General features: G+C 60.2%; 25 protein-coding genes. 11 read left to right on the top strand and 14 right to left on the bottom strand.

The genetic code is table 11. The annotated features are described in order from the left end of the window. Genes B9Z50_RS11705 through folC form a run of 5 tightly spaced genes read right to left on the bottom strand, consistent with a single transcriptional unit; the run spans position 1 to position 5,348 of the window. Positions 1-1,212, bottom strand: a complete 1,212-nt coding sequence (locus B9Z50_RS11705) for an O-succinylhomoserine sulfhydrylase (RefSeq protein ID WP_108364570.1) — start codon at positions 1,210-1,212, stop codon at positions 1-3. A gap of 9 nt (positions 1,213-1,221) precedes the next feature. Further along, positions 1,222-2,736, bottom strand: a complete 1,515-nt coding sequence (gene purF / locus B9Z50_RS11700; RefSeq protein ID WP_108364568.1) for an amidophosphoribosyltransferase — start codon at positions 2,734-2,736, stop codon at positions 1,222-1,224. 40 nt (positions 2,737-2,776) lie between these two features. Further along, positions 2,777-3,271, bottom strand: coding sequence for a CvpA family protein (locus B9Z50_RS11695; RefSeq protein WP_108364566.1), 495 nt, complete (start codon positions 3,269-3,271; stop codon positions 2,777-2,779). Position 3,272: 1 nt separating this feature from the next. Next, positions 3,273-4,049, bottom strand: coding sequence for an SPOR domain-containing protein (locus B9Z50_RS11690; protein WP_108364564.1), 777 nt, complete (start codon positions 4,047-4,049; stop codon positions 3,273-3,275). Positions 4,050-4,058: 9 nt separating this feature from the next. Further along, entirely contained in the window at positions 4,059-5,348 is a 1,290-nt protein-coding gene (gene folC, locus B9Z50_RS11685) for a bifunctional tetrahydrofolate synthase/dihydrofolate synthase (RefSeq protein WP_108364562.1), read from the bottom strand. Positions 5,349-5,398: 50 nt separating this feature from the next. On the opposite strand from folC, the gene B9Z50_RS11680 reads away from it, so the two are divergent. From B9Z50_RS11680 to argG, 4 genes are all read left to right on the top strand, one after another. Continuing rightward, the gene (locus tag B9Z50_RS11680; RefSeq protein ID WP_108364560.1) at positions 5,399-5,743 is read left to right on the top strand and encodes an arsenate reductase; all 345 of its coding nucleotides are present in this window, start codon (positions 5,399-5,401) and stop codon (positions 5,741-5,743) included. Positions 5,744-5,857: 114 nt separating this feature from the next. Then, a complete protein-coding gene (locus B9Z50_RS11675; protein ID WP_199221729.1) occupies positions 5,858-6,583 on the top strand; it encodes a glycine zipper 2TM domain-containing protein in 726 nt (241 codons plus the stop codon). Between the two features lie 125 nt (positions 6,584-6,708). Continuing rightward, positions 6,709-7,026: a pyrimidine/purine nucleoside phosphorylase gene (locus B9Z50_RS11670; RefSeq protein WP_108364944.1), complete on the top strand. Its 318-nt coding sequence runs from the start codon at positions 6,709-6,711 to the stop codon at positions 7,024-7,026. Between the two features lie 22 nt (positions 7,027-7,048). Continuing rightward, positions 7,049-8,389, top strand: coding sequence for an argininosuccinate synthase (gene argG, locus B9Z50_RS11665; protein ID WP_108364558.1), 1,341 nt, complete (start codon positions 7,049-7,051; stop codon positions 8,387-8,389). Between the two features lie 170 nt (positions 8,390-8,559). Here the strand turns inward: argG and B9Z50_RS17610 are convergent, their stop codons facing one another. From B9Z50_RS17610 to murB, 3 genes are all read right to left on the bottom strand, one after another. Continuing rightward, positions 8,560-8,781 (bottom strand): hypothetical protein, encoded by a 222-nt coding sequence (locus tag B9Z50_RS17610; protein WP_158270666.1) that lies wholly within the window; start codon positions 8,779-8,781, stop codon positions 8,560-8,562. A gap of 6 nt (positions 8,782-8,787) precedes the next feature. Beyond that, positions 8,788-9,360, bottom strand: a complete 573-nt coding sequence (locus tag B9Z50_RS11660) for a hypothetical protein (protein ID WP_146183198.1) — start codon at positions 9,358-9,360, stop codon at positions 8,788-8,790. Between the two features lie 217 nt (positions 9,361-9,577). Further along, a complete protein-coding gene (gene murB, locus B9Z50_RS11655; RefSeq protein WP_108364554.1) occupies positions 9,578-10,630 on the bottom strand; it encodes a UDP-N-acetylmuramate dehydrogenase in 1,053 nt (350 codons plus the stop codon). Between the two features lie 40 nt (positions 10,631-10,670). Here murB and B9Z50_RS11650 point away from each other — a divergent pair, with 40 nt between their 5' ends. Continuing rightward, positions 10,671-11,156 carry a YajQ family cyclic di-GMP-binding protein gene (locus tag B9Z50_RS11650; RefSeq protein ID WP_108364942.1) on the top strand — a complete coding sequence of 162 codons (486 nt, stop codon included), beginning with the start codon at positions 10,671-10,673 and terminating at the stop codon, positions 11,154-11,156. Between the two features lie 108 nt (positions 11,157-11,264). Here B9Z50_RS11650 and B9Z50_RS11645 read toward each other — a convergent pair whose 3' ends face one another. The 4 genes from B9Z50_RS11645 to B9Z50_RS11630 all read right to left on the bottom strand — a co-directional run bounded on the left by B9Z50_RS11645 (position 11,265) and on the right by B9Z50_RS11630 (position 15,986). Further along, positions 11,265-12,008 carry a 2OG-Fe dioxygenase family protein gene (locus B9Z50_RS11645; RefSeq protein WP_108364552.1) on the bottom strand — a complete coding sequence of 248 codons (744 nt, stop codon included), beginning with the start codon at positions 12,006-12,008 and terminating at the stop codon, positions 11,265-11,267. Between the two features lie 173 nt (positions 12,009-12,181). Continuing rightward, positions 12,182-13,201 carry a methionine synthase gene (locus B9Z50_RS11640; protein ID WP_108364550.1) on the bottom strand — a complete coding sequence of 340 codons (1,020 nt, stop codon included), beginning with the start codon at positions 13,199-13,201 and terminating at the stop codon, positions 12,182-12,184. A 25-nt stretch (positions 13,202-13,226) separates the two neighbouring features. After that, positions 13,227-14,246 (bottom strand): LLM class flavin-dependent oxidoreductase, encoded by a 1,020-nt coding sequence (locus B9Z50_RS11635; RefSeq protein ID WP_108364548.1) that lies wholly within the window; start codon positions 14,244-14,246, stop codon positions 13,227-13,229. Positions 14,247-14,270: 24 nt separating this feature from the next. Beyond that, positions 14,271-15,986 carry a long-chain fatty acid--CoA ligase gene (locus tag B9Z50_RS11630; protein WP_108364546.1) on the bottom strand — a complete coding sequence of 572 codons (1,716 nt, stop codon included), beginning with the start codon at positions 15,984-15,986 and terminating at the stop codon, positions 14,271-14,273. A gap of 205 nt (positions 15,987-16,191) precedes the next feature. Between B9Z50_RS11630 and B9Z50_RS11625 the strand changes: the two genes are divergently transcribed. Then, positions 16,192-16,812 (top strand): response regulator, encoded by a 621-nt coding sequence (locus B9Z50_RS11625; protein ID WP_108364544.1) that lies wholly within the window; start codon positions 16,192-16,194, stop codon positions 16,810-16,812. A gap of 131 nt (positions 16,813-16,943) precedes the next feature. Beyond that, positions 16,944-17,354: a helix-hairpin-helix domain-containing protein gene (locus B9Z50_RS11620; RefSeq protein ID WP_108364542.1), complete on the top strand. Its 411-nt coding sequence runs from the start codon at positions 16,944-16,946 to the stop codon at positions 17,352-17,354. A gap of 48 nt (positions 17,355-17,402) precedes the next feature. On the opposite strand, the gene B9Z50_RS11615 is transcribed toward B9Z50_RS11620, so the two are convergent. Further along, a complete protein-coding gene (locus tag B9Z50_RS11615; RefSeq protein ID WP_108364540.1) occupies positions 17,403-21,065 on the bottom strand; it encodes a hydantoinase B/oxoprolinase family protein in 3,663 nt (1,220 codons plus the stop codon). Positions 21,066-21,101: 36 nt separating this feature from the next. Beyond that, positions 21,102-21,635, bottom strand: a complete 534-nt coding sequence (locus tag B9Z50_RS11610; RefSeq protein ID WP_108364538.1) for a winged helix DNA-binding protein — start codon at positions 21,633-21,635, stop codon at positions 21,102-21,104. 214 nt (positions 21,636-21,849) lie between these two features. Between B9Z50_RS11610 and B9Z50_RS11605 the strand changes: the two genes are divergently transcribed. From B9Z50_RS11605 to B9Z50_RS11590, 4 genes are all read left to right on the top strand, one after another. Then, positions 21,850-22,824: a TRAP transporter substrate-binding protein gene (locus B9Z50_RS11605; protein ID WP_108364536.1), complete on the top strand. Its 975-nt coding sequence runs from the start codon at positions 21,850-21,852 to the stop codon at positions 22,822-22,824. Between the two features lie 66 nt (positions 22,825-22,890). Next, positions 22,891-23,391, top strand: a complete 501-nt coding sequence (locus tag B9Z50_RS11600) for a TRAP transporter small permease (protein WP_108364534.1) — start codon at positions 22,891-22,893, stop codon at positions 23,389-23,391. Continuing rightward, positions 23,384-24,679 carry a TRAP transporter large permease gene (locus tag B9Z50_RS11595; RefSeq protein WP_108364532.1) on the top strand — a complete coding sequence of 432 codons (1,296 nt, stop codon included), beginning with the start codon at positions 23,384-23,386 and terminating at the stop codon, positions 24,677-24,679. The genes B9Z50_RS11600 and B9Z50_RS11595 overlap by 8 nt, the downstream gene beginning before the upstream one ends. A gap of 98 nt (positions 24,680-24,777) precedes the next feature. Further along, positions 24,778-25,785: a recombination-associated protein RdgC gene (locus B9Z50_RS11590; RefSeq protein ID WP_233249843.1), complete on the top strand. Its 1,008-nt coding sequence runs from the start codon at positions 24,778-24,780 to the stop codon at positions 25,783-25,785. Positions 25,786-25,788 lie beyond the last annotated feature (3 nt).

Below are 25,788 nucleotides of genomic sequence, written 5' to 3'. Positions count from 1 at the left end.
TCAAAGGGTATCGAGACCACGGGAGAGGTCTTTTTGGATGTCTTGTGGGTATTCAAGGCCAACGGCCACACGAATCAGGCCCTGGCCAATGCCAGCAGCTTGCCTCTGGGCCTCGGTCAGGCGGCCGTGGGAGGTGCTGGCTGGGTGAGCCACCATGGTTTTGGTGTCACCCAAGTTGGTGGCCAAAGAGAGCATTTTCATCTGGTCCATCACATGGAAAGCGCGTTGACGTGAGGCATCAGGGCCATCGGCTTTCACCTCGAATGACAAAACCGCGCCGCCCAGGCCAGACATCTGGCGCATGGCCAAGTCGTGCTGCGGGTGACTGGCCAAGCCGGGGTAAAACACGCGCGACACGGCGGGGTGTTTTTCCAGCCATTCGGCCAAGATTTGCGCACGGGCGCTCTGCGCCCGCATGCGCAGGTCCAAGGTTTCCAGACCTTTGAGCACCACCCAAGCGTTAAAGGGGGCGAGCGTCATGCCCCCGCTTTTGAGCACCGGCAAAAACTTCTCGGTGATCATTTGCTGCGGCGCGCACAGCGCCCCGGCCATCACGCGACCCTGACCGTCCAAATATTTGGTGCCCGAATGCATGATGATGTCGGCGCCCATGGCCACAGGGCGCTGCAAGGAAGGCGTGGCAAAACAGTTGTCCACGGCAAACAGCGCCCCTGCGTTGTGTGCGATGTCGGCCAGCGCCTGGATGTCGCACACCTCGGTCAGGGGGTTGGTCGGGGTTTCGGCAAACAGCAAACGTGTGTTGGGTCGAACCGCCGCTTGCCACTCTTTCAAGTCGGTTTGCGAGACAAAGCTGGACTCCACGCCGAACTTGGCGAGGTCCGAGCCAATCAGCTTGATGGTCGAGCCAAACATGGAGCGAGAGCACACCACATGGTCGCCGGCTTTGAGCAAGCCCATGCACATCATCAAGATGGCGGACATGCCCGAGGCCGTGCCCATGGCCGCTTCGGTTCCCTCCAGAGCAGCAAGACGCATTTCCATGCTGGCCACCGTGGGGTTGCCGTAGCGGCCGTAGGTATAGCCCTCTTCGTCACCTGCAAATCGGGCAGCGGCGGCGGCGGCCGAGGGTTGCACGTAGCCGCTGGTCAGGTACAAAGCCTCGGAGTTTTCTCCATACTGGCTGCGCTCCACGGCGGCACGCACCGCCAGGGTTTCGATGTGCAGGTCGTCAAATCTTTGAGCGTCAGTCATGGCGGGTACTCACACGCTGGCGTTGGGCAAAGCCAAACGCGAATTGTCGTCATCGCCCTCTTCCACCTGGAGTCGGGTTTCGTTCAGGCGGGTGATGTCGTCGATGGAAATATCGCCCGTCACGTACACGCCGTCAAAGCACGAGGCATCAAAGTTTGACAAAGCCCCTGCAGCATTGACACGCGCTTGCGCCACGGCAGTTTTCATGGCGTCCACATCCTGGTAAATCAGGGCGTCGCAGCCAATGATCTCGCGGATCTCTTCGATGCTGCGGCCATGCGCGACCAGCTCTTCTTTGGTGGGCATGTCGATGCCGTACACGTTCGGAAAGCGCACGGGTGGCGCGGCACTGGCCATGTAGACCTTGCGGGCCCCCGCGTCACGCGCCATTTGCACGATCTCACGGCTGGTGGTGCCGCGCACGATGGAATCGTCCACCAACAGCACGTTGCGGCCTTTGAATTCGCTCACGATGGTGTTGAGCTTTTGGCGCACCGACTTTTTGCGTACCGCCTGGCCCGGCATGATGAAAGTGCGGCCCACATAACGGTTTTTGACAAAGCCTTCGCGATAAGGGATGCCCAGCAGATGCGCCAACTGCGTGGCGCTGGGGCGGCTGGACTCGGGGATGGGGATGACCACATCGATGTCGCTGGGCGGTACGGTGGAAATCACGCGCTTGGCCAGCGTCTCACCCAAGTTCAGGCGGGCTTGGTAAACAGAGATACCGTCCATCGTGGAGTCGGGTCGGGCCAAGTACACGTATTCAAAAATGCAGGGGCTGAGCTGCGACTTCTCGGCACATGGCTGGGTATGCAACTGGCCATCGAGATCGACAAAAATGGCCTCACCCGGGGCCACATCACGGTCAAACTGGTGGCCTGTGCCGTCAAGCGCCACCGACTCGCTGGCCAGCATGATGGAGCCATCTTCACTGCGGCCCATGCACAAGGGGCGGATGCCATGGGGGTCGCGGAAAGCCACCAGACCATGGCCTGCGATCAAGGCGATCACGGCGTATGAGCCTTTGACACGGCGGTTAACACCACGCACGGCCTCGAACACATCCACCGGTTTGAGAGGTAAACCGCGAGTGGTTTTCTCTAACTCGTGGGCCAGCACGTTGAGCAGCACCTCGGAGTCGCTCTCGGTATTGATATGGCGGTGGTCGTTGGAAAACAACTCGGCCTTCAAGGCGTGCGCATTGGTCAAGTTGCCGTTGTGCACCAGCACCAAGCCAAAAGGAGCATTCACATAAAACGGCTGAGCCTCTTCTTCGCTGAAGGCGTTGCCCGCTGTGGGGTATCGCACCTGACCCAAGCCGCAATTGCCAGGCAGGCTGCGCATGTTGCGGGTGCGGAACACATCGCGCACCATGCCTTTGGCCTTGTGCATGAAAAATTTGCGGTCCAGTTGCGTGACGATGCCTGCTGCATCCTGGCCCCGGTGCTGCAGCAGCAGCAAGGCGTCGTAAATCAACTGATTGACCGGTGCGTTGCTGACAACGCCGACAATTCCACACATACTTTAATTCCGTTCAAAAAATCGAACCGCCCGAAAACGCTTAAGGCAAATAATCGACAAAGGCTTGAGGCAACAAAGGTTTGAGGCCTTTGAGTGCGAGGTCCAACCAGGACGAACCCACAGCACCACGCCACCAGTCCTCTTGCGACAAGCCCAGCAGTTGCAAGACCACCGTCAAGGCCAGCAAGAGCACCACGCCGCGCGCCAAACCAAAAATACCGCCGAGCGCCCGATCCACCGGCCGCAATCCCACGGTTTCCACCAGTTTTTTGACCAGCCAGGAGATCAATCCGGCTGCAAACAAGGCGGCAACAAACACCAAGGCAAAAGCCACCGCGTACTGCACCTGGGCGGCGGCTTCTTTGAGAAAAGGCAAAAAGGCCACGGCATCGGCGGCAAACCACTGCGCCAGGATGAAGGCAGCCAGCCAGCCCGCCAAAGACAAAACCTCGTAAACCAAGCCACGCCACAGACCCACCAACATGGAGGCCAGCAACACCGCCAACAAAATCCAGTCGGTCAGGGCGAGGGCCACGTCAGATCCTCAAAACGGCCGCTGACAAGTCGAGTTTGCGAACTTTGGCCGCAGCTTTGTCAGCCTCCTCGCGGCTGCTGAAGGGCCCCACCCGAACCCGTGTCGTGGATTTGCCGTCATTGGTGACCACTTGCGTGAAAGTGCTCAAGCCTGACTGCTCCAATTTGCGGCGAACTTCGCGCACTTTGGCCAGGTCACTGAAAGCACCAACCTGCACCACATGGCGCTCACTTTTGGCTTCAGGAGGCTTGCCTTCGAGCAAGGCTCGGGCTTTGTTGCCATCGTCTTTGGGCTTGGCCACAGGCTCGGCCTTCACGGTTTTGCTGGGGGCGGGCTTGACTTCCTCCTTGACCACGGGCGGCTTGGACGCAGGCTGTTGCACGGGCTTGGGCTCATCCGCAGGCGCAGGCTTGGCGGCCAGAACCACTTCCTCTTTCGCATCCAAGCCCTCTTGCGGGGGCAAAGGTTTCGCATCGGGCAACAAGGGTTTGGCAGGACTGGCATCAGCAGGCAGGGCCTTTGTCACGGCCATAGGGGCACTGGAAGGGCGATCCGGAATCAAAATCGGGGTGTTCACTGCGACCGGTCGCGGCTGCGTGTCAAACATCAAAGGGAAACCGAGAACGGCCAGTAGCACCAAGACCACGGCACCGATCAGGCGGTGGCGGGCACGGCGACGCACCAACTCGATGCTCTCGCCGGCTCCGGGCGCGACCGTTTCGGCCGAGGCTGGAGATGAGGCCGCTTGACCCGGAAAACGGAACTTGAAAAACGCCATGGCAGGTGCTCAGGGGCTGAGGTGTTTGGCTTGCAGACGCGGTATGCCGTCTTTCAAAACACCGCCCACGGTATAGAAGGAGCCAAAGACCACGATTCTATCAGCCGGGTCTGCTGCTTCGATGGCCGCCTGCAGGGCCTGCATGGGGTAGGCGTGCACACTCGACGCGGTGTCGTTGCGGGTGTTTTGCGCTTGCCAGGCCTGCTGTAAATCAACCGCTTTGGCGGCCCGAGGCAAAGGCAAATCGGTGAAATACCACTTGTCCACCATCGGGTTGACCTTCTGCAGCATGGGCAAGAGGTCCTTGTCGGCCATGGCCCCCAGCACCGCGTGGGTGGTGGGGTAAAAGCCCATGGCGTCGAGGTTGGCTGCCAGCGCTGCCACCGAATGCGGGTTGTGCGCCACGTCCAGCACCAAAACAGGCTGGCCCGGCACGATCTGAAAACGCCCGGGCAGTTCCACCATGGCCAGACCGTTGCGCACCGCTTGGGCCGTGACGGGGATGCGCTGGCGCAAGGCGTCCAACGCAGCCAGCACGCCCGAGGCATTGATCAGTTGGTTGGCCCCGCGCAAAGCCGGATAGGCCATACCGCTGTAGCGGCGATCGCGCCCCGCCCAAGCCCATTGCTGTTTGTCGCCTGAAAAATTGAAATCCCGGCCAAACAACCAAAGCTCAGCCCCCACGGTGGCGGCATGGTCGATCACGCTTTGCGGCGGCACCGGGTCGCTCACAATCACAGGCCGCCCGGCCCGCATGATGCCGGCCTTCTCAATGCCAATGCTCTCGCGGTCTTTGCCCAAAATGGCCATATGGTCCAAGTCGATGCTGGTGATCACCGCGCAATCGGCGTCGATGATGTTCACCGCGTCCAGGCGGCCGCCCAAACCGACCTCCAATATCGCCACCTCCAAGTTGGCGCGGGCCATCAGGTGCAAGATGGCCAGTGTGCTGAACTCGAAATAAGTCAGGCTCACATCGCCACGCACCTCTTCCACGGCCGCAAATGCCGCGGCAAAGTCCTCGGCCGAAGCCGATTCACCATGCAGGCGGCAACGCTCTTCAAAATGAACCAGGTGCGGCGAGGTGTAAACGCCTGTGCGGTAACCGGCTTGCAGCAAAACGGCTTCGAGCATGGCGCAGGTTGAGCCCTTGCCGTTGGTGCCCGCCACCGTGATGACTGGGCAGTCAAAACGCAAATCCATGCGGTCGGCCACGGTTTTCACGCGGTCCAGCCCCATATCAATGGCCACGGGGTGTAACTGCTCGCACCAGTCGAGCCATTCCTGTAGAGTCTTCATAGGCGGCGATTGTCGCCCAGTCTTGTCACTTTCCATTTGATCAAACCCCCATGGACCCCATTGTTTACGGCATTCCCAACTGCGACACCGTCAAAAAAGCCCGCACCTGGCTCACCGACCAGGGCTTGAACGCGGCATTTCACGATTTCAAAAAACAAGGCGTGCCCGAGGCGCAGCTGGACAACTGGCTGAACGCCGTGGGCTGGGAAACCCTGCTCAACCGCAAAGGCACCACTTGGCGCAAGCTGGACGCTGCCGTGCAAGCGGGCGTGAAGGACAGTGACAGCGCCAAACAAGTCATGCTGGCGCATGCCAGCACCATCAAGCGCCCGGTCATTGCCTGGCCCTGCGGCCAAGTGACCGTAGGCTTCGCGCCTGACCAGTGGCCAGCCTGATCCCTCAAGGGTCTTTGCATAGCGCTGCTGTTACCCAACTTTACAAACCGCTCATCGCTATTTAACCTGGCGCTGCCTACACTGAGCTCACCTTCAACAACCTGGGTATCGGCCATGAAACAGCTCGTCATCTCTTGCACCCTGGTGGGCTTGGCCGCCTGGGCTCCTGCTTGGGCCACGGCACAGGAGGTCGGCCAAGTGCTCTCGCGCAGCGCGGTCATGCAACAAGTGGCCGTGCCACGCCAGACCTGCACAGCCTCCCCTGCAGTAGTGCATTCTTCTTCCGGGGCCGGTGCCTTGATGGGGGCCATTGCCGGCGGGGCCATGGGCAACGCGGTGGGCGACGGCTCAGGCCGGGCTTTGGCCACCATGATCGGCATCGTGGGTGGTGCCATGGTGGGTGACCGCATCGAGGGATCTGGCCAGTCCAGCCTACAAAATCACACCACCTGCACCACCCAGACGGTTTATGAAAACAGGCTGGTGGGCTACGACGTGGTCTATGAATACGCAGGCAAACAGTACAGCGTACAACTGCCTCAAGACCCGGGCCCCACCCTTGCTCTGAACATCTCGCCCGTAGGTCAAGCCTTGCACAGCGCCACACCACCCCCAGTGCAACACGCCACTGTCATCCACACGCCTGCGCAAGTGGTTTATGTGCCCGCACCGGTTTACCGAACCCGACCCCCCGTGTACACACACATTGACCTGAACTGGAGCCGTCCTCGTGCGGTGGAGCATCGCACGGTGATTCGGCAGCCCGGTCACCGACACCCCTCGGAGCGCGCACATGGCCCGCGCTACAAAGTTCGTGAGGACAGGCAACACTGGCGCTGATCACAAAGGCATACCGAACAAGGGATCGGGTGACCTAAAATATAGGGTTTGAAACACGGGCGCGGCCGATGGCCGCGCTTTTTTGCGAGCCTGACCAGACCCGCCCACCCTTGCCAGCATCAGCCATGACCACCCAAACCATCGACGGCGTCTCCGTCAACACCCAAGCCAATGTTTACTTTGACGGCAAATGCGTCAGCCACGGCCTGACTCTGGCCGACGGCACCAAACTGTCGGTGGGCGTGATCTTGCCCGCCACCCTGACCTTCAACACCGGCGCCCCTGAAATCATGGAATGCGTAGGCGGCTCCTGCGAATACAAGCTCGACGGCAGCACCGAATGGGTCAAGTCCAGCGCGGGCGAAGAGTTCAGCATTCCCGGCAATTCCAAGTTCGAGATCCGTGTGACCGAGCCTTACCACTACATTTGCCACTACGCCTGAGTCAAAGGCTGAACGGAACCTCATGAGCACCATCCTACAAAACCTGCCCAAGGGGCAAAAAGTCGGTATCGCCTTCTCAGGCGGCCTGGACACCTCTGCCGCCCTGTTGTGGATGAAGCAAAAGGGCGCCCTGCCCTACGCCTACACCGCCAACCTGGGCCAGCCTGACGAGTCGGACTACAACGAGATTCCCCGCAAAGCGATGGAATACGGCGCTGAAAAAGCCCGCTTGGTCGACTGCCGCACCCAGCTAGCCCACGAAGGCATTGCCGCTATCCAATGCGGTGCTTTCCATATCTCAACAGGTGGCATCACCTACTTCAACACCACCCCACTGGGTCGCGCAGTCACCGGCACCATGCTGGTGGCCGCCATGAAGGAAGACGATGTCAACATCTGGGGTGACGGCAGCACCTTCAAAGGCAATGACATCGAGCGCTTTTACCGCTACGGTTTGCTGACCAACCCGAGCCTCAAGATCTACAAGCCTTGGCTCGACCAGCTGTTCATCGACGAACTGGGTGGCCGCGCCGAAATGAGCGCCTTCATGACCGCTAACGGCTTTGGCTACAAGATGAGCGCCGAAAAGGCGTATTCGACCGACAGCAACATGCTGGGCGCGACCCACGAAGCCAAGGACCTGGAAAGCCTGCAAAGCGGCATGAAGATCGTCAACCCCATCATGGGCGTGGCGTTCTGGAAGCCCGAAGTCGAGGTCAAGGCCGAAGAAGTGAGCGTGCGCTTTGAAGAAGGCATGCCCGTGGCGTTGAACGGCGTGGAATACGCCGACCCGGTCGAGCTGTTCCTCAAGGCCAACGAAATTGGCGGCCGCCATGGTCTGGGCATGAGCGACCAGATCGAAAACCGCATCATCGAAGCCAAGAGCCGCGGCATCTACGAAGCCCCCGGCATGGCGCTGCTGCACATCGCCTACGAGCGCTTGGTCACCGGCATCCACAACGAAGACACCATCGAGCAGTACCGCATCAACGGCCTGCGCTTGGGTCGCCTGTTGTACCAAGGCCGCTGGTTCGACCCACAATCCATCATGCTGCGCGAAACCGCCCAGCGCTGGGTAGCCCGCGCCGTGACCGGCACAGTGACGCTGGAGCTGCGCCGTGGCAACGACTACAGCATCCTGAACACCGAGTCGGCCAACCTGACTTACGCCCCAGAACGTTTGTCGATGGAAAAAGTGGAAGACGCGCCGTTCAGCCCGCTCGACCGCATTGGCCAGCTGACCATGCGCAACCTCGACATCGTGGACACCCGCGCCAAACTGGGCATTTATGCCCACGCCGGCCTGCTGTCGGTGGGCGAAGGTCCGCACATTTACAAGCTGGACGGCAGCGGTAAGAAGTGATGTTTTGCTGCCCCCAATGAAAAACGGCCTTCGGGTCGTTTTTTGTTGTCTTGCTTGGTTTTTGGTGTTTTCCGCCTTGTCACTGCGGGCAGCCGGCCAGCCTCATACTCGCTTCGCTCGCCAAATCGGCTGGTCCGGCTGCCCGCAGTGACAAGGCTGCGTGGCCTGAATCAATCGGACCCAGAACTACCGCTAGTCACTTCAAGCTGACTACGCGTTAGCGCTCGACGAGCAGCGAATTTCGCTTCAACCTCTGCTGCGAGATGTAAATTTTCAGCATGTGCCGATTCAAGCCCCGCACGAACCTGCTGACAAAACCAGGCGTCATGAACGACTTCCTGCTGATCAGGGACTGGGAGTTGCATAAAGTCTTTCAACAACGATTCATGCATGCGCAATCAGCGTGCCGATTGCCTTGCGTAAGCCTCTAACTCCAACGGCGACCGGGCATAGCCCATCATTTCCAATTCCGCCAGATAACGTCGCAAAAAAGCTTCTCGCCCTAAACGATCGTGCTGAGCAACATGCACCAATTCATGCGCAATGACCGTCGGGTTATCCGCCAATTTCGGCTTGAGCATGATGGCATATCCCATGGCACGCCCACCTTCCAATGCCCCACCCAAACCCAATTTCTCGGCCTCAGTGGCCAATTCGTGATTCGATGGCATTGGGAATTTTTCAAGCACCACAATTCGAACATTTTCGGGAAACTTCACCCCCAAGCGTTGTGCAAGCGCCTTCTCTTGACTCGAAAGCATGCGCCCCTGCGCAAGCATCTGGCGCTCAACCTCCTCATACCACGCCAAAGTCAGGGGATAAAACCTGTCCAGCTTGGCCTGCACAGCACTGGGCGGATGATCCAAAGCACGCAACTCAGTTTCACTGGGTTTACGCACCACCATGCAGGCCGTCAGCACGCCACACAACCCCAGTAAGAATAGGCGCTTGGTTAATCGATGAATTGACATTGACCGCATCAGGCCCTCTAAAGTTAATTAAAAAGAAATCATAACCTGACCACCGATCTGGAAAATGCAATCCCTTGAAGCAAGAGCTGAATGCGCAGATGACACGTAGCGACGGGTTGGGGCCTGAGCGGATCGGCCGATTTGGCGAGCGAAGCGAGTTATGAGGCCGACCGCTCAGGCCCCAACCCGGCGCGGAACACCACCACAGAAGCAAAAATCAAATCACAACCGGCTCAGGCTCCAGACGAATCCCAAACCGCTCATACACACTGGTCTGAATCGCCTTGGCCAAAGTCATCACCTCGCCCCCCGTACAAGGGTTCTCTCGCCCACCCCGGTTGACCAGCACAAGCGCCTGCTTTTCATAGACGCCTGCGTGGCCCACGGTCTTGCCTTTCCAGCCACACGCGTCAATCAGCCAACCTGCGGCCAACTTGATGCTGCCGTCGGGCATGGGGTAGTGCACCACTTTGGGCTCGCGGGCGATGATGTCGGCGCATTGCTCAGGCGTCACGCTCGGGTTTTTGAAAAAGCTGCCCGCGTTGCCGATCACCTGCGGATCGGGCAATTTGGCCCGGCGGATCGCCACCACCCAGTCAAAAATCTGCCGGGCATCGGGACTGTCGATGCCCGTCTCGGCCATCTTGCGCTCCAAATCCAGGTAGCCCAGCTCGGGCCTCCAGTGCTTGGGCAGGGCAAAGCGCACCCGCAAAATCACCGCCCTGCCCGCCAAGCCCAAGCCATCGGCGGCGCCGCAAGCATGCTTGAACACCGAGTCTCGGTAACTGAAACCGCACTGCGCGGCGTTCAGGCTGAACAACTCGCCCGTGAACATGTCCATCGCGTCGAGGGAATCAAAGCGATCTTGCAGCTCCACCCCGTAAGCACCGATGTTCTGAACGGGTGATGCACCCACCGTGCCGGGAATCAGGGCCATATTTTCCAGACCCGGGTAGCCATGGTCCAAGGTCCAGGCCACCAGCGCATGCCAGTCAACGCCCGCACCCGCCTCAATCAGCCAGTGTTTATCGGTCTCACCCACCAGGCCAATGCCCGGCACCTCCATCTTGAGCACCAAGGCCTTGACGTCCCCCGTCAAAACGATGTTGCTGCCGCCGCCCAACACCTGTCTTGGCAAGCTGGCCAGTTGCGGGTCGGCCAGCACAGCCAACAGGTCCGCTTCGGAGCGCACGCGCACCAAAGCCTGGGCTTTGGCGGCGATGCCAAACGTGTTGTACGACTGCAGGGGGACATTTTTCTCAAGGAACATGGGAGAATTGTCGCATTCTCAACCTTTGATTTTTACCCCCATGCCCTCGTTTGATACCGTTTGCGAACCCAATATGGTCGAAGTGCGCAACGCCGTTGACACCTCTGCCAAAGAAATCGGCACCCGCTTTGACTTCAAAGGCACCTCCGCTGCCATCGAACTCAAAGACAAAGACATCACCATGTTTGGCGATGCCGACTTTCAGCTCACGCAGGTCGAAGACATCCTGCGCAACAAGCTCACCAAACGCAATGTGGATGTGCGCTTTTTGGACATTGGCAAAGTCGAAAAAATCGGCGGCGACAAGGTCAAGCAAGTGATCAAAGTCAAAAACGGCATCGAGACCGAAGACGCCAAGAAGATCACCAAACTGATCAAGGAAAGCAAGCTCAAGGTGCAGGCGTCCATCCAGGGCGATGCAGTGCGCGTGACCGGTGCCAAGCGCGATGACCTGCAGGCCGCCATGGCCCTGCTGCGCAAGGACATGACCGAGCTGCCGCTGTCGTTCGACAACTTCAGGGATTGATGCAACGGGGGCAAGCCCTCGCTTCCTATCCGACTGGAAGGAAGTTATTGCCTTTGACCGCTATGGATACCCGGTCAAGCCGGGTATGACGGCCTGACAGCCTAAAAATCAGGCAGGCTCGTCCAAAAAGCCACCCGAGCGCAGCGTGACCACGAGGGTGTCGCGCCATCCGCCCTCCAACTCGGGCTGAATGGGGGTGGTTTCATGGATGACGCGGCTGTCGTCCAGCAGCAGCACCGACCAAGGCTCGCTCAGTGTGAAGCGCTGGCCTTGGGGACTGTCCATGTCGAACACCCGGGTCTCGCCCCCTTTGATGCCGTGGCGCCCCACCAAAAACACAGCCACCCAGTTCACGCCATCGCGGTGCGCACCTTCGGGCGTGGGCCGGCCAATGCCGTCGGTGGTGTCGATGCGGAACTGGTGGGCTTCGGTGAACCAGGTCTGATCGCCCTGCGCGGCTGAGGCCACACGGCCCAGCCAGCACAACACTTTTTGCCATGCCGCTTGTTGCACCACCTCGGACGACATCGGCTCAAACCAGCGCTGCATGCCGCCGTGCAAAGCGTTGTAAGACAAGGGTTGCCAATGGGCACGGTGCGGCATAGCCAACGTCTTGTTGGCCGTGACTTCAAAACTGGCGTGACGGCGGCGGCGATAGCGCCCTCCATCTTTGAGGTACTGGTCAGGGGGCAAATCGCTCCAGCTGGATTCGAGTGCTTGCAAATCCGCCATCGGGACACCCGTCAAAGCGCAGACACTCGCGGCATCGAGCACGGCAAATCCTTGCTCCGCCAAAGTGGCGTTGAGCTGCTGGGGTGCGGTCAAAGGAGGCTGCAGCGTTTGTTGGGGCATGAAAACGTCCAAGAATCAGGCAAAGGCTGCAAGCATAACGCGGACCCAAGCCGATCTTGGCCGGTCGTGCAAGCGCTGCGTTAAGCGTGCCCAATGGAAGGCATGGACCCCGGAACAAGTCCGGAGTCACTGGCTCAGAGGGCCTGGCGAGACAATTTCCAGGCGTTGAGGTTTCAGGCGTAACGCTGACTGGCCAGCTTGGCGCCTTCGGCCAAGGCCTTGAGCTTGGCCTCGGCCACGGCACGGCTCATGGGGGCCAGGCCGCAGTTGGTGCAAGCGATCAGGCGGTTTTTGGGCACGAACTGCAAAGCACGGCCAATGGTGTCGGCGATTTCTTCAGGCGTTTCGATGGCCGGGTTGGCCACGTCGATCACGCCCACCATCACGTCTTTGCCCTCCAACAGCTTCATCATCTCCATGGGCACATGCGAGTGCATGCACTCGAGGCTCACTTGCTGGATGCTGCTCTTGGCCAGGGCCGGGAACACTTTTTCGTACTGACGCCACTCGTGGCCCAAGGTCTCTTTCCACTTGTTGTTGGCTTCGATGCCGTAGCCATAGCAAATGTGAACGGCCGTGGTGCAGGTCAGCCCGCGAGCAGCCACCTCCAGCGCCTTGACGCCCCAGTCAGCGGCTTCTTCCATGTAGACGTTGAATGCCGGCTCATCGAACTGGATGATGTCTACGCCATCGGCTTGCAGCGCCAGCGCTTCTTGGTTGAGCAACTCGGCAAAGGCCATGGCCATCTTCACCTTGTCACCGTAAAAGCGGTCAGCCACCGTGTCCACAATCGTCATCGGGCCGGGCAAGGTGAATTTGAGTTTCTTTTTGGTGTGGGCACGGGCCAGTTGGGCCTCGAAAGCGTGCACACGGCCCTTCAGGCGCAGCGGCGCAATGACTTGCGGTACCTGCGCGTCGTAGCGGTTGTTGCGGATGCCCATGGTGACTTTGTTCACAAAGTCGATGCCTTCGACCTGCTCCACAAAACCGTGCACAAAGTGCTGACGGGCTTGTTCGCCGTCACCGATCACGTCCAGGCCTGCGTCTTCTTGGGCCTTGATCCACAGCAGCGTGGCGTCGGCCTTGGCTTGCTGAAGCTCGGGGCCCTGGGTGGTCCACTGGGGCCAGAGTTTTTCGGTTTCGGCCAACCAAGCGGGTTTGGGCAAGCTGCCAGCAATTGCGGTGGTGAACATGTCAAAGATCCTGAGGGTTTAAAAATCAAAGCGGAGAGTTTGCCGCCAATTCAAATTCTTGGGCGAGCAGCTCGTAAGAGCGCATTTGCGCTGCAGGGTCATGCGTCCAAGTGATGACCACCAGCTCTTGCACCTCCAAGCGCACGGCCAGTTGGCGCAACTTACGGCCCACCGTGGCGGCCGAGCCGATCAAGGCCCCCTCACGCAGGCGCTGCAGCGCAAACTGCTCGGCCGGGCTGTAGTCTCGGGCCGCTTCTTCGGGTGGCAACAGCGCCCCGATGCGGCCCAAGTTGCGGTCCATCTTCCAGCGGGCACGGCTCTCGAACAGGCGCAGTGCTTCTTCGTCGGTGTCTGCGGCCAAGGCCCAGACGCACAGCGCGGCGTGGGGCTTTTGCAGCGTTGCGCTGGGTCGGAAAGTTTCGCGGTAAATCGGCAGGGCTTCGTCTGCGCCCTGACCGTCGGTGATGAAGTAGGCAAACGCATAAGGCAGGCCCAGATGTGAGGCCAGCTGGGCGCCATAGTCCGAGCTGCCCAGCATCCACACGGTGGGCGTGGTCTCTGACAGCGGGTAGGCGAACACGTTGTGTCCCGGGTGGCCGGGTGGGAGGTTGTGGCCACTCACCCAAGCTTGCATTTCCATGACCTGCTGCGGAAAACGCTCGGACGCATGGCGATCGGGGTTGAGCAACTGCGCGGTACGCCCGTCGCTGCCCGGGGCGCGACCCACACCCAGATCGATGCGACCGGGGGCCAGGGCATCCAGCACCCGAAACTGCTCGGCCACCTTGAGCGCCGAGTAATGCGGCAGCATCACGCCAGCGCTGCCGATGCGGATGCGCTGGGTGCGTGCAGCAATGGCGGCCATGAGCACCTCGGGCGCTGTGCCCACGATGCTGGGGTGGCTGTGGTGCTCGCTCACCCAAAAGCGGTCATAGCCCCAAGCCTCGGCCTTTTGCGCCAGTGCCAAGGTTTGTCGGATGGTCGCGTCTTGGCCGCGCCCGGAGGCAGCGGCCGATTGGTCAAGGATGGAAAGTCTGAGGCTCATTCGGGTGTGGATGGGTACATGGGCTCAAGACTTAGCAGGTGCGCCCAAGGCGGCCATTTCGGCCTCTTGCAGTGCACGCCACATGACTTTGCCGCTGCCGCTCTTGGGCAGAGCGTCGACAAAACTCACGGCGCGGGGCATTTTGTAAACGGCCATGTTCTCACGGCACCAGTCGATGATGTCCTGCTCGGACACCTTGCCTTTATGGTCTTGCCGCAAAACCACCACCGCCTTGACCGACTCGCCACGGTAGGCGTCTCGGGTGGCGATGATGCACGCCTCTTGAATCGCTGGGTGGCGAAACATCAGCGCTTCGACCTCGGCAGGCCAGACCTTGAAGCCGCTGGCGTTGATCATGCGCTTCAAGCGGTCGGTCATGAAGAAGTAACCCGCTTCATCGACCCGACCCATGTCGCCCGATCGGAAAAACCGAAAGCCGTCGCGCTCAAAAAAAGCCGCCGCAGTCTCCTCTGGCCGCTTCCAATAACCCTTGAACACCTGCGGGCCGCTGATCACGATCTCGCCCGACTCACCCGTCGGCAACTCGGCCAGGGTCTCGGGGTCCACAATGCGCGACTCCACGCTCATGAAAGGGATGCCCAAGCACTGCTTCTTGGGCGCATCAGGCGGGTTGGTGTGTGAGGGGGCTGCGGTTTCAGTCAGGCCATAACCCTCCACGTACCGCAGGCCAAACTGGTCCAGCAAACGCTGGGCCACGGCCTCGGGCATGGCCGCGCCGCCGCCGCCAATGTAGACCAGACTGCTCAGGTCATAACGGTCCATGTTCGGGCTGCCCAGCAAGTCAATCACCATGGTCGGGATGTTGGTCCAGTGCGTCACGCCCCATTTCGAGATCAAATACCCCGCCACATCGCGGTCCCAGCGCGGCATGACCACGAGGCTCGCGCCCAGCAAGATGCTGGTGTGCATGACGCTCACCATGCCGGTGATGTGGAACATGGGCACGACGCACAAGGTCACGTTTTCTGGTGTGCCGTTGCCCCACAAGCCGCTGGACATGGCGTTGTGCATGATGGTGCCGTGCGTGTGCATGCAGCCTTTGGGCAAGCCGGTGGTGCCGCTGGTGTAAGGCAAGATCGCCAAATCGTCGGTTTGCGACTGGGGCGGCGGCATAGCCACAGAGGGCTGAGCCATGAGAGCAGACCAAGCATGCACCTGGCCTGAGCTCAAAACCGGCAAGTCACGCAGAGGCAGCAACCATGGCCGCCAAGCCTCGGGCATGTCTTCAGGACCCACAGCCGCGGGATCAAACACATCGGTGAATTGCGTCACCACCAAGTGTGTCAGGCGCTGCGCCAGGGGCAAGGACTCACTGGCCTGTGCCAGATCAGACGCCAAATCTGCCGTGGTCACCGCCAACCGGGTATCCGGGTCGGTGATGTAGTGCTTGAGCTCTTCGGCTCGGTTCATCGGGTTGACCGGAACCACCACCGCGTCGATGCGCAAAATGGCAAAGTGCGTGATCACCAACTGCGGACAGTTTTGCATGTCCAACACCACGCGGTCCCCGGCTTGTACCCCCAAAGACTTGAGTTGCCCCGCGAACTGTTCTGCGCTGGCCATCAACTCGCGGTAGGTCCAAACCCGGCCCATGAACACGAGAGCGGCTTTCTCGGGGTATCGCAGGGCACTGATTGCCAGGTTCATCCACAAAGAAGTGGTAGGCGCATTGATACTCGCGGGCAGGCGAGCAGGCCATACAGCAGCGTGAGCGGACATCGAAAGGTCTCCTGTTGTTGGGCGTCATATTAAGGGTGCACCTGACTGGCCGACGCATGGCGTTTGTCGCGGATGGGACCATCCCTCAGCACAAAGAAGAACGGTTTCTTGATTTATTCCTTTTAATTTGTTTCAAGTTGTTGCGACAACGATAAAAAAGTACTCTTTTTAAGTCATTTGGTGTTTTTATCACTAAAATACAGCCATGCAAACACACCCCACACCCGACACGCCCGAAGACTACTGTGGCACCACCTACGCAGCCAAATTGCTGGGCTTGTCGGTGGGAACGATCCAGACTTTGGTGGAAAAAAACGAACTTCAAGCCTGGAAGACACAAGGCGGACACCGCCGCATCTCCATGCCCTCGATTCGTGAGTACCAGAAGAAACACAACATGCTGATGAGTCCCGGCGAAACCCGTGAATACAGGCTGCGGGTTTTGCTGGTTGAAGACGATCCCGTGACCAGAGACATGGTGCGCGACTTCTGCAACCGCTGCGAAATGCCCGTGGACTGCACGGCCATGTCCTCTGGACTCGAGGCCCTCATTGACATGGCCAGCATCCAGCCCGATGTGCTCATAGCCGATCTGAACATGCCCGGGGTGGATGGGTTTGAACTGCTGCGTACCCTCAAACATTCAGCCCAATTTCAACGCATGACCAGTCTGGTCATTTCAGCCTTGTCACAAGAAGAAATTGCAGCCCGAGGCGGCCTGCCCGAAGGCACCATCTTCATGGCCAAGCCTGTGAACATGCAATGGTTCAATGGCTTTTTCACCGCTTTGATCGCAGGTAGAAAGCTGGAGCACCAGACCGCTTGAGTCAATGTTGATGCCCCTAAAATTAATACATTTTGTTTCAATTTAAACCATAAACCCCTTCGCAAGCCGATTGCGCTTTCCCAAAATAAACCGCACTGCACATTTTTGCAGTCAACCAAAGGAGCGCCGACATGTGGAAGAAAATCGCAGGTGTATTGCTGACCCTTGGCTTCGCGGGACTGACCTGGGCCCAACAAATTGATTTGAACAAAGCCAGCGAGGTCGAACTCGATGCCCTCAAAGGCGTTGGACCGGTCCTGACCAAGGAACTGATGAGCGAGCGCCAAAAAGCGCCCTTCAAAGACTGGGAGGACGCGACCAGCCGTGTCAAAGGGCTTGGACCCCAAAAGGCCAGCAGCTTGTCTGAGCAAGGTGTGCGGGTGCAAGGCAGTGCTTACTCAGGCAAAGCCGCAGATAAAAAACCGGTCAAGTCTGACAAGGACGGCGAGAAAAAAGCCAAGGATGTGACCAAAGACAGCGCCAAAGCGACCGCCAAGAGCGCCGATGCCCATGCAGGCAAAGCGCCCCCTGCCAAGAACTGACAGGGCGTGAACTTGTTTCGGGCAGACAAGTCTGCCCGAAACAAGACCTCAGCCTTGCCCGAAGCCCCCCCCGCCGGGCGTGTAAATCTCAAACACATCCCCCACCTGCATCTCGACCTGGCCAATGTGCGCCATGTCATCGACGCGGCCGTCGTTGCGCACCACGCGGTTGATGCCCGGCAAGCCACCGCTGCCGCCAGCCATTCCAAAGGCCGGGTGCACACGACCATTCGACAAAATGCCCGCCGTCATCGGCTCCAAAAAGCGCACCCGGCGCACACCGCCGTCGCCGCCTCGCCAACGCCCCGCGCCGCCCGAGCCTTGACGGATCGCGTAGCTTTCCAGCCGTACCGGGAAGCGAAATTCCAGCACCTCCGGGTCGGTCAAGCGTGAATTGGTCATGTGGGTTTGCACCACCGAAGTGCCATCAAAACCACCCACCAACTGCCCTTGTGCGTCGTATTGCCCACCCGCGCCACTGCCCCCCGAAATCGTTTCGTAGTACTGCACCCGTGCATTGCCGAAGGTGAAATTGTTCATGGTGGGCTGGCTGCCCGCCATCACTCCCAAAGCGCCAAACAGGGCGTTGGTGATGCAAGTCGAGGTCTCCACATTGCCCGCCACCACCGAAGCCGGTGGGTTGGGGTTGAGCATGGAGCCCTGGGGAATGATGACCTTGAGCGGTTTCAGACAACCGGCGTTCAGCGGGATGTCATCCTGCACCAGGCTGCGGAACACGTACAGCACCGCCGCCATGCAGACCGCACGCGGCGCGTTGAAGTTGTTGGGCAACTGGGCGCTGGTGCCGGTGAAATCGATCTCGGCCGTGCGCTCAGAAGCATTGACGCGCACCGCCACCTGAATCTGCGCCCCGTTGTCCAGCGGCAAGGTGAAAGCGCCGTCCTTCAAGCGCGTGATGACGCGACGCACGGATTCCTCGGCGTTGTCCTGCACATGGCGCATATAGGCCTGCACCACATCCAACCCAAACTGCGCCACCATGCGGCGCAACTCCTGCACGCCTTTTTCGTTGGCAGCAATTTGCGCCTTCAGGTCAGCCATGTTCTGCGCCGGGTTGCGCGAGGGGTATTCGCCGCTTTGCAGCAAGGCCACCATTTCGGCCTCGCGCAGGTGCCCACCGTCGACCAATTTGAAGTTGTTGATCTGCACGCCCTCTTCTTCGATGCGCGTCGAAAACGGCGGCATGGAGCCCGGTGTCAAGCCGCCCACATCGGCGTGGTGCCCGCGTGAGCCCACATAAAACACCGGCTCAGCGTGTCCGTCCAGATAAACCGGCGTGATCACGGTAATGTCGGGCAAATGTGTGCCGCCGTGGTACGGGTCATTGAGCACAAACACATCGCCCGGCTGCATGCGGCCTTGGTTCTCCTTGATCACGGTCTGGATGCTCTCGCCCATCGAGCCCAGATGCACCGGCATGTGCGGCGCGTTGGCGATCAAATGGCCTTCGGCACTGAACAGCGCACACGAAAAATCCAATCGCTCCTTGATGTTGACCGAGTAGGCCGTGTTTTGCAGCTGCAGCCCCATCTGCTCAGCGATGTTCATGAACAGGTTGTTGAACACCTCCAGCAGCACCGGGTCGGCCTGCGTGCCCGCCGCGTGCTGCACCGCCCGCGCCTGCATGCGCACCAGCAATAAATGGTCGAGAGCCGTCAGCCGTGCCTGCCAGCCGGGTTCCACCACCGTGGTGGCGTTTTTCTCAGCAATGATGGCCGGGCCGTCGATCACATCGCCCGGGCGCATGTCCTCGCGCACCACCAGCGCGGCGTCTTGCCACTCGGCCACACCTTGCGCGTTGGCGGCGTAGACACGCACCGTGTCGCGGCGGGGCACTTCGCGTTCGGGCTGCAAGGTGTTGACGGCCTCTTCGGGCGCGTCACCGGGCAGCACCGCCTCCACCGACACGGCTTCGACCACCAGGGCCTTGCCCTGCATCAAAAAGGCAAAGCGCTGGCGGTAAGCGGCTTCAAAGCCCGCCACCAACTGGGCCTGATCGCCCCAGGGCACCACCAGCGCCGAGTCGGTGCCTTCGTAGCGCAAATGCACACGTTGGCGCAGCTCAATGCGGTGAGCGCTGGCCGCGTCCCCACCCATTTGCGCCAACAAAGCCTTGCGGGTGGTCTCGCCCAAGGCCTGCAAGCGCTCGGCCATCAAAGGCATGGCCGCTGCGTCCAAACGGCGCTCCATCGACTCTTCACGCATCACGTTCTGGTCGGCCAAGCCCATGCCATAGGCCGAGAGCACACCCGCCAGCGGGTGCACCAGCACCTGCGACATGCCCAGGGCATCCGCCACCAAACACGCATGCTGCCCTCCAGCACCGCCAAAGCACTGCAAGGTGTAGCGCGTCACGTCGTAACCCCTCGCCACAGAAATCTTTTTGATCGCATTGGCCATCTGCTGCACCGCGATCTGGATGAAACCGTGCGCCACGTCTTCGGCAGCGCGGCCAGTCTGCGTGGCCAGTTGCGCAAAGTGCCCGCGCACCACCTCGGCGTCCAGCGGCTGGTTGGCATCGGGCCCAAACACCGACGGGAAAAACCTCGGCTGCACCTTGCCCACCATCACGTTCGCATCGGTCACGGCCAGCGGTCCGCCCCGGCGGTAACTGGCCGGGCCGGGGTTGGCCCCCGCGCTTTGCGGGCCGACGCGAAAACGCGCCCCGTCATAGGCCAGCAGCGAGCCGCCGCCTGCCGCCACGGTGTGGATGCTCATCATTGGCGCGCGCATGCGCACACCCGCCACCTGGGTTTCAAACTCGCGCTCAAACTGCCCGGCAAAGTGCGACACGTCGGTGGACGTGCCGCCCATGTCAAAACCAATCACCTTGTCGTGGCCTGCCAACTGCGCTGTACGGGCCATGCCCACAATGCCCCCCGCTGGGCCGCTCAAAATCGCGTCCTTGCCCGCGAACACCTTCGCGTCTGTGAGGCCGCCCGAAGACTGCATGAACATCAACTTCACGCCCGGCATTTCGCTGGCCACCTGGTCCACATAGCGGCGCAAGATGGGCGATAAATATGCATCGACCACCGTGGTATCGCCCCGGCTGACCAGCTTCATCATCGGGCTGGTCTGGTGCGAGGTGCTCACCTGCGTGAAGCCCACCTCACGCGCCAAGCGTGCCGCCGCTTGCTCGTGCGTCGTGTGCCGCCAGCCGTGCATGAACACGATGGCCACCGAGCGCACACCTTGCGCAAAACTGTTCACCAATTGGGTGCGCAAATGCACCTCGTCAAGCGGCAACAACACCTCGCCGTCCACCGCCACGCGCTCCTGCGCCTCGACCACAGCGCTGTAAAGCAACCCCGGCAACACGATCTGGCGGTCAAACAAACGCGGGCGGTTTTGGTAAGCGATGCGCAGCGCATCACCAAAACCCTTTGTGGTCACCAGCAGCGTGGCTTCGCCCTTGCGCTCCAGCAGCGCATTGGTGGCCACGGTGGTGCCCATCTTCACGCACTCGACCTGCTCGGGCGTGACCGGCTCTCCAGCTTTCAGGCCCAGCAAATGGCGGATGCCTGCCACCGCTGCATCGCGGTATTGCTCGGGGTTTTCAGACAGCAGCTTGTGCGTGACCAAGGTGCCGTCGGGGCGCTTACCCACCACGTCGGTGAAGGTGCCGCCGCGGTCGATCCAGAATTGCCAACGATTTTTGCCAGCGGGTGTGATGGTGGGTTCGGTCATGGGTCGCTCAACAATCAGAATCAATAAAAATCAGGGTCACAACGAAGCCGCAGCACGCGCGGCCTGGTCGTACATGCCCGAGAGCACACGCAGCAATCGGGCCAACTCGCCAATGTCGCGGTTCAAGCCATCGTCGGCCTTCAAAGCGTCGATCAGGCAGCTCTCACGGATCTCGCGGTAGCGCTGCACATAAGCGCGCCCTTCGTCGGTCGCTGCATAGGTCACGTCTTTGCCATTTTTTTGCGACACCACAACGCCCAAGCCTTGCAGCTTTTTCAGGGCGTAATTCACCAAATGCGTGTCTTCGATGTTCATGATGAAACAGATATCGGCCAAGCGTTTGTCGCGGGCACGGTGCGTGACATGGTGCAGCACCAGCACATCGAGCGGCGTCAAATCCTTCAGACCAGCAGCCGCCATGCAGTGGATGATCCAGCGGTGAAAAGCATTGCCCGCCACGATGAGACCAAACTCGAACTCGCTCATCTCCGCGCTGTCTTGCGAGACCAGATGAGCCGAGGACACGATGGGGCTGGCGGCTGAGGTGCTCAGGGAATTTTTGCGCGGCATGGGTTCTGTCAAGGCTGGAGAATTGAGAAAGTCTATGTCCGATGTCGACAATTTGCCAACAATTTGTTGACGTTAAGGGAAAACACCGAGCACGGATTGGCTCTGGCTTGCCTACAGTGGGCACCAGACAGATGCATCCGATGCACGCGTGAAGCGGGCACCTTTCTTGCACTGCCCAGTGAACCGTTCATTTCCATCTTTCACAGGAGTTCTCATGCAACGTCGCGCCCTTCACCTCAGCTTGCTGGCTGGCCTGCTCGCTGTTTCCGGCTTCGTCTCAGCCCAAACCAAGTGGGACTTGCCCGCCGCTTACCCGGCCACCAACTTCCACTCGGTCAACCTGAACCAATTTGCAGCCGACGTGGACAAAGCCTCGGGCGGCAAACTCAAGATCACGGTGCACCCCGGTGCCTCGCTGTTCAAAGCCCCAGAAATCAAGCGCGCCGTGCAAGGCGGCCAAGCCCAGATCGGCGAAATTTTGCTGGCCGCTTATCAAAACGAATGGCAGATGTTTGGCGCCGATGGCCTGCCCTTTTTGGCCACAAGCTACGACGACTCGGTGAAGCTTTACAAAGCCCAGCGCCCCATTCTGGAGAAGAAGCTTTCAGAGCAAGGCATGAAGCTGCTGTACGCAGTGGCCTGGCCGCCTCAGGGCATTTACAGCAAGAAGCCCATCCAAAGTGCCGCCGACCTCAAGGGCAGCAAATGGCGCGCCTACAGCCCCTCCACCTCGCGCATTGCCGAACTGGTGGGCGCGCAACCCGTCACAGTGCAAGCGGCTGAGCTCTCGCAGGCCTTGGCCACTGGCGTGGTTGAAGCCAACATGACTTCTGGCGCCACGGGCGTGGACAGCAAACTGTACGAGCACCTGAAGTACTACTACGACGTGCAAGCTTGGCTGCCCAAAAACGCCATCATCGTCAACAAGAAGGCCTTTGACGCGCTCGACAAATCCACCCAGGACGCCGTGGTCAAAGCGGCAGCAGAAGCAGAAACCCGGGGCTGGGCTGCTTCACAAAAGGTCAACACCGACACCATGGCCGTCCTCAAGGCCAATGGCATGACCATCCAGGCACCGTCTGCCCAACTGAAGGCCGACATGCAAAAAGTGGGCGCAACCATGGTCAAAGAATGGCTGGCCAAAGCCGGCCCCGAAGGCCAGGCCATGCTGGACGCTTTCCGTAAGTAAGCCCACCCAGCCCCCTGGTGCTCACTGCGCGCACCAGGGGTTTTTCTTTGACTCGGAATTTTCCAGATGCGAAAAACCCTGAACGCCGTCTACGAGGCCGCGGCCTGGATGGCGGCTTTGCTCATGATCGGTGTGCTGCTGATGGTCTTGCTGTCCATCGTCAGCCGTTTGCTGCATTTCCATGTGCCTGGCACCGATGCTTATGCCGGTTATGCCATGGCGGGGGCTGGCTTCATGGCCTTGGCGCACACGCTCAAACGCGGCGAGCACATTCGGGTCACGCTGATTTTGGGCCGCCTCAAGGGCCTGGCACGGCACCGACTGGAACTTTGGGCGCTGACAGTGGCGTCGGTACTGTCCTTGCTGCTGAGTTTTTTTGCTTGGCGACTGGCATGGCAATCGCATGTGTTTCACGACATTTCAACGGGCAGCGATGCCACACCGCTGTGGATTCCTCAAATTTTGATGGGGCTGGGCAGCACGGTGTTGTCGCTGGCTTTTCTGGACGAATGGTGGCTAGAGTGGCGTGGCCAACGCGCCCACGGCCAGGAGGCGGGTCATGAATGATTGGCTGATCACCTCGCTGCTCATCGTGTCGCTGTTTGCCCTGCTGGGCAGCGGTGTCTGGATCGGCCTGACCTTGGCGGGCGTGGCCTGGATCGGCATGGAGCTTTTCTCCGCCCGCTCGGCGGGTGATGCCATGGCCTTGACCATTTGGGGCTCGGCCAGCAGCTGGACCCTGACGGCGTTGCCCTTGTTTGTCTGGATGGGCGAGATCCTTTTCCGGACCAAGCTCTCCGAAAGCATGTTCCGCGGCCTGGCCCCTTGGGTCAACGCCTTGCCCGGTCGTTTGCTGCACACCAACATCTTGGGCAGCACCATCTTTGCGGCAGTCTCTGGCTCGTCAGCGGCCACCTGCGCCACCATCGGCAAGATGAGCATCCCCGAGCTGACGCAGCGTGGCTATCCAGCCGACAAGATCGTCGGTTCTTTGGGCGGTGCCAGCACTTTGGGTCTGCTCATTCCCCCCTCCATCATCATGATCGTGTACGGCGTGGCGGCTGAGGTATCGATTGCCAAACTCTTCGTGGCAGGCGTGATTCCGGGCCTGCTGCTGGCCGCCCTGTTCAGTGGCTACTTGATGGTTTGGGCCTTGCGCCACCCCGACCAAGTGCCAAGCTCCGACGAACGCATGAGCCTGCGGGAGAAACTGAGCGAGTCGCGACATCTGATCCCCGTGGTCTTGCTGATCGGCGGGGTCATTGGCACCATTTACACCGGTATTGCCACCGCCACCGAAGCAGCGGCAGTGGGCGTGGTGGGGGCTTTGCTGCTGTCGGCGGCTCAAGGCTCGCTCAACTGGGCCACTTTCCGTGATGCGCTGATGGGGGCGACCCGGCTTTACTGCATGATCGCGCTGATCCTGACCGGTGCTGCTTTCCTGACCTTGTCCATGGGTTACATCGGTTTGCCCCGGCACCTGGCCGAATACGTGACGGCCCTGCAGTTGTCGCCCGCCGTACTGATCGTGGCCTTGGCCTTGTTTTACATGTTGCTGGGCTGTTTTCTCGATGGCATTTCCATGATCGTGCTGACCATGGGCGTGATCTTGCCCACCGTGACTGCGGCCGGGATTGACCTGCTGTGGTTTGGTGTTTTTGTGGTCATCGTGGTCGAGATGGCTCAGATCACGCCACCGGTGGGCTTCAACCTGTTTGTGCTGCAAAGCATGACCGAGCGACAGATCACCTGGATCGCTCGCGTCTGCCTGCCCTACTTTTTGCTCATGGGCCTGGCTTTGGCATTGTTGTGGTGGTTTCCGGGTTTGGCCACCTGGCTCCCCTCACGCATGTGATGAAGCTGTCACTGCATCCAACCCAATTCACCCCACATGATCCTCTAAGATAGCCCCTTGTTCGGCCGATGCTTGCGCCGAAGTCTTAGAGGATTGCTGTGTTCAAAAATGTGATGGTTTACCGCATCGGTGAGGGCTTTTCGCCCACTCTGGCCGATGTGCAGGCGGCGCTGGAGCCGGTGCAGTTTGTGGAATGTGGCGCGAGCCAGGACAAGTCGATCGGCTGGGTGCCGCCGCGTGGCGAGGCCCACGGCCCCTTGGTTGAGTCCGTGGCCGGGCAGTGGATCCTGAAACTCATGATCGAGTCCAAGGCGGTGCCGGGCAATGTGGTGCGGCGCAAGGCAGACGAACGCATCGCCGAAATCGAAGCGGCCACCGGACGCAAACCTGGCAAAAAAGAAAAGCGCGACCTGATGGACGACGTGCTGCTGTCGCTGCTGCCACAAGCCTTTGCCCGTCAATCCACCGTGCTGGTGTGGATGGACCTGGAAAACCGCCGCTTGGTGCTGAATGCAGGCAGCCAAGGCAAGGCCGACGAAGTCATGTCGGCGCTGATGAACGTGATGGGTGGCCTGTCCGTGTCGCTGATCCAGACCGTCACCTCACCCCAAGCGGCGATGACGCAATGGCTTTTGGCCCCAACCCCGGACGAATGGCCAGCCGACCTCACGGTGGAGCGCGAAACCGTGCTCAAGTCCACTGGCGAAGACGCCGCCAGCGTGCGCTTTACCCGCCACCACCTGGCCAACGACGATGTGCGCAAGCATGTGCTCGAAGGCAAGCTGCCCACCCAGCTGGCGCTGAGCTGGGACGGGCGTGTGGCCTTTGTGCTGACCGATACCCTGCAGCTGAAAAAAGTGCAGTACCTTGACGGCGTGATGGACGAATCGGGCACCGACAAAAACGAAGACCGCTTTGACGCCGACGTGGCCTTGTCCACCGGCTTGCTGGGGCCGCTGATCGACAGCCTGATCGACGCCTTGGGCGGCGAAATGGAACTGGGTGTGGCGGCTGCCGACCCGGTGCCGAGCACCACACGCACCGTGCACAATTCAACCGTCAACACGGGCGCTGCCGCAGCGGACGAAGAAGACCCACCGTTTTAAAAC

It is taken from the genome of Limnohabitans sp. Bal53 (assembly GCF_003063355.1).
GTDB lineage: Bacteria > Pseudomonadota > Gammaproteobacteria > Burkholderiales > Burkholderiaceae_C > Limnohabitans_A.
This window is presented reverse-complemented; position numbering and strand designations above follow the sequence as displayed.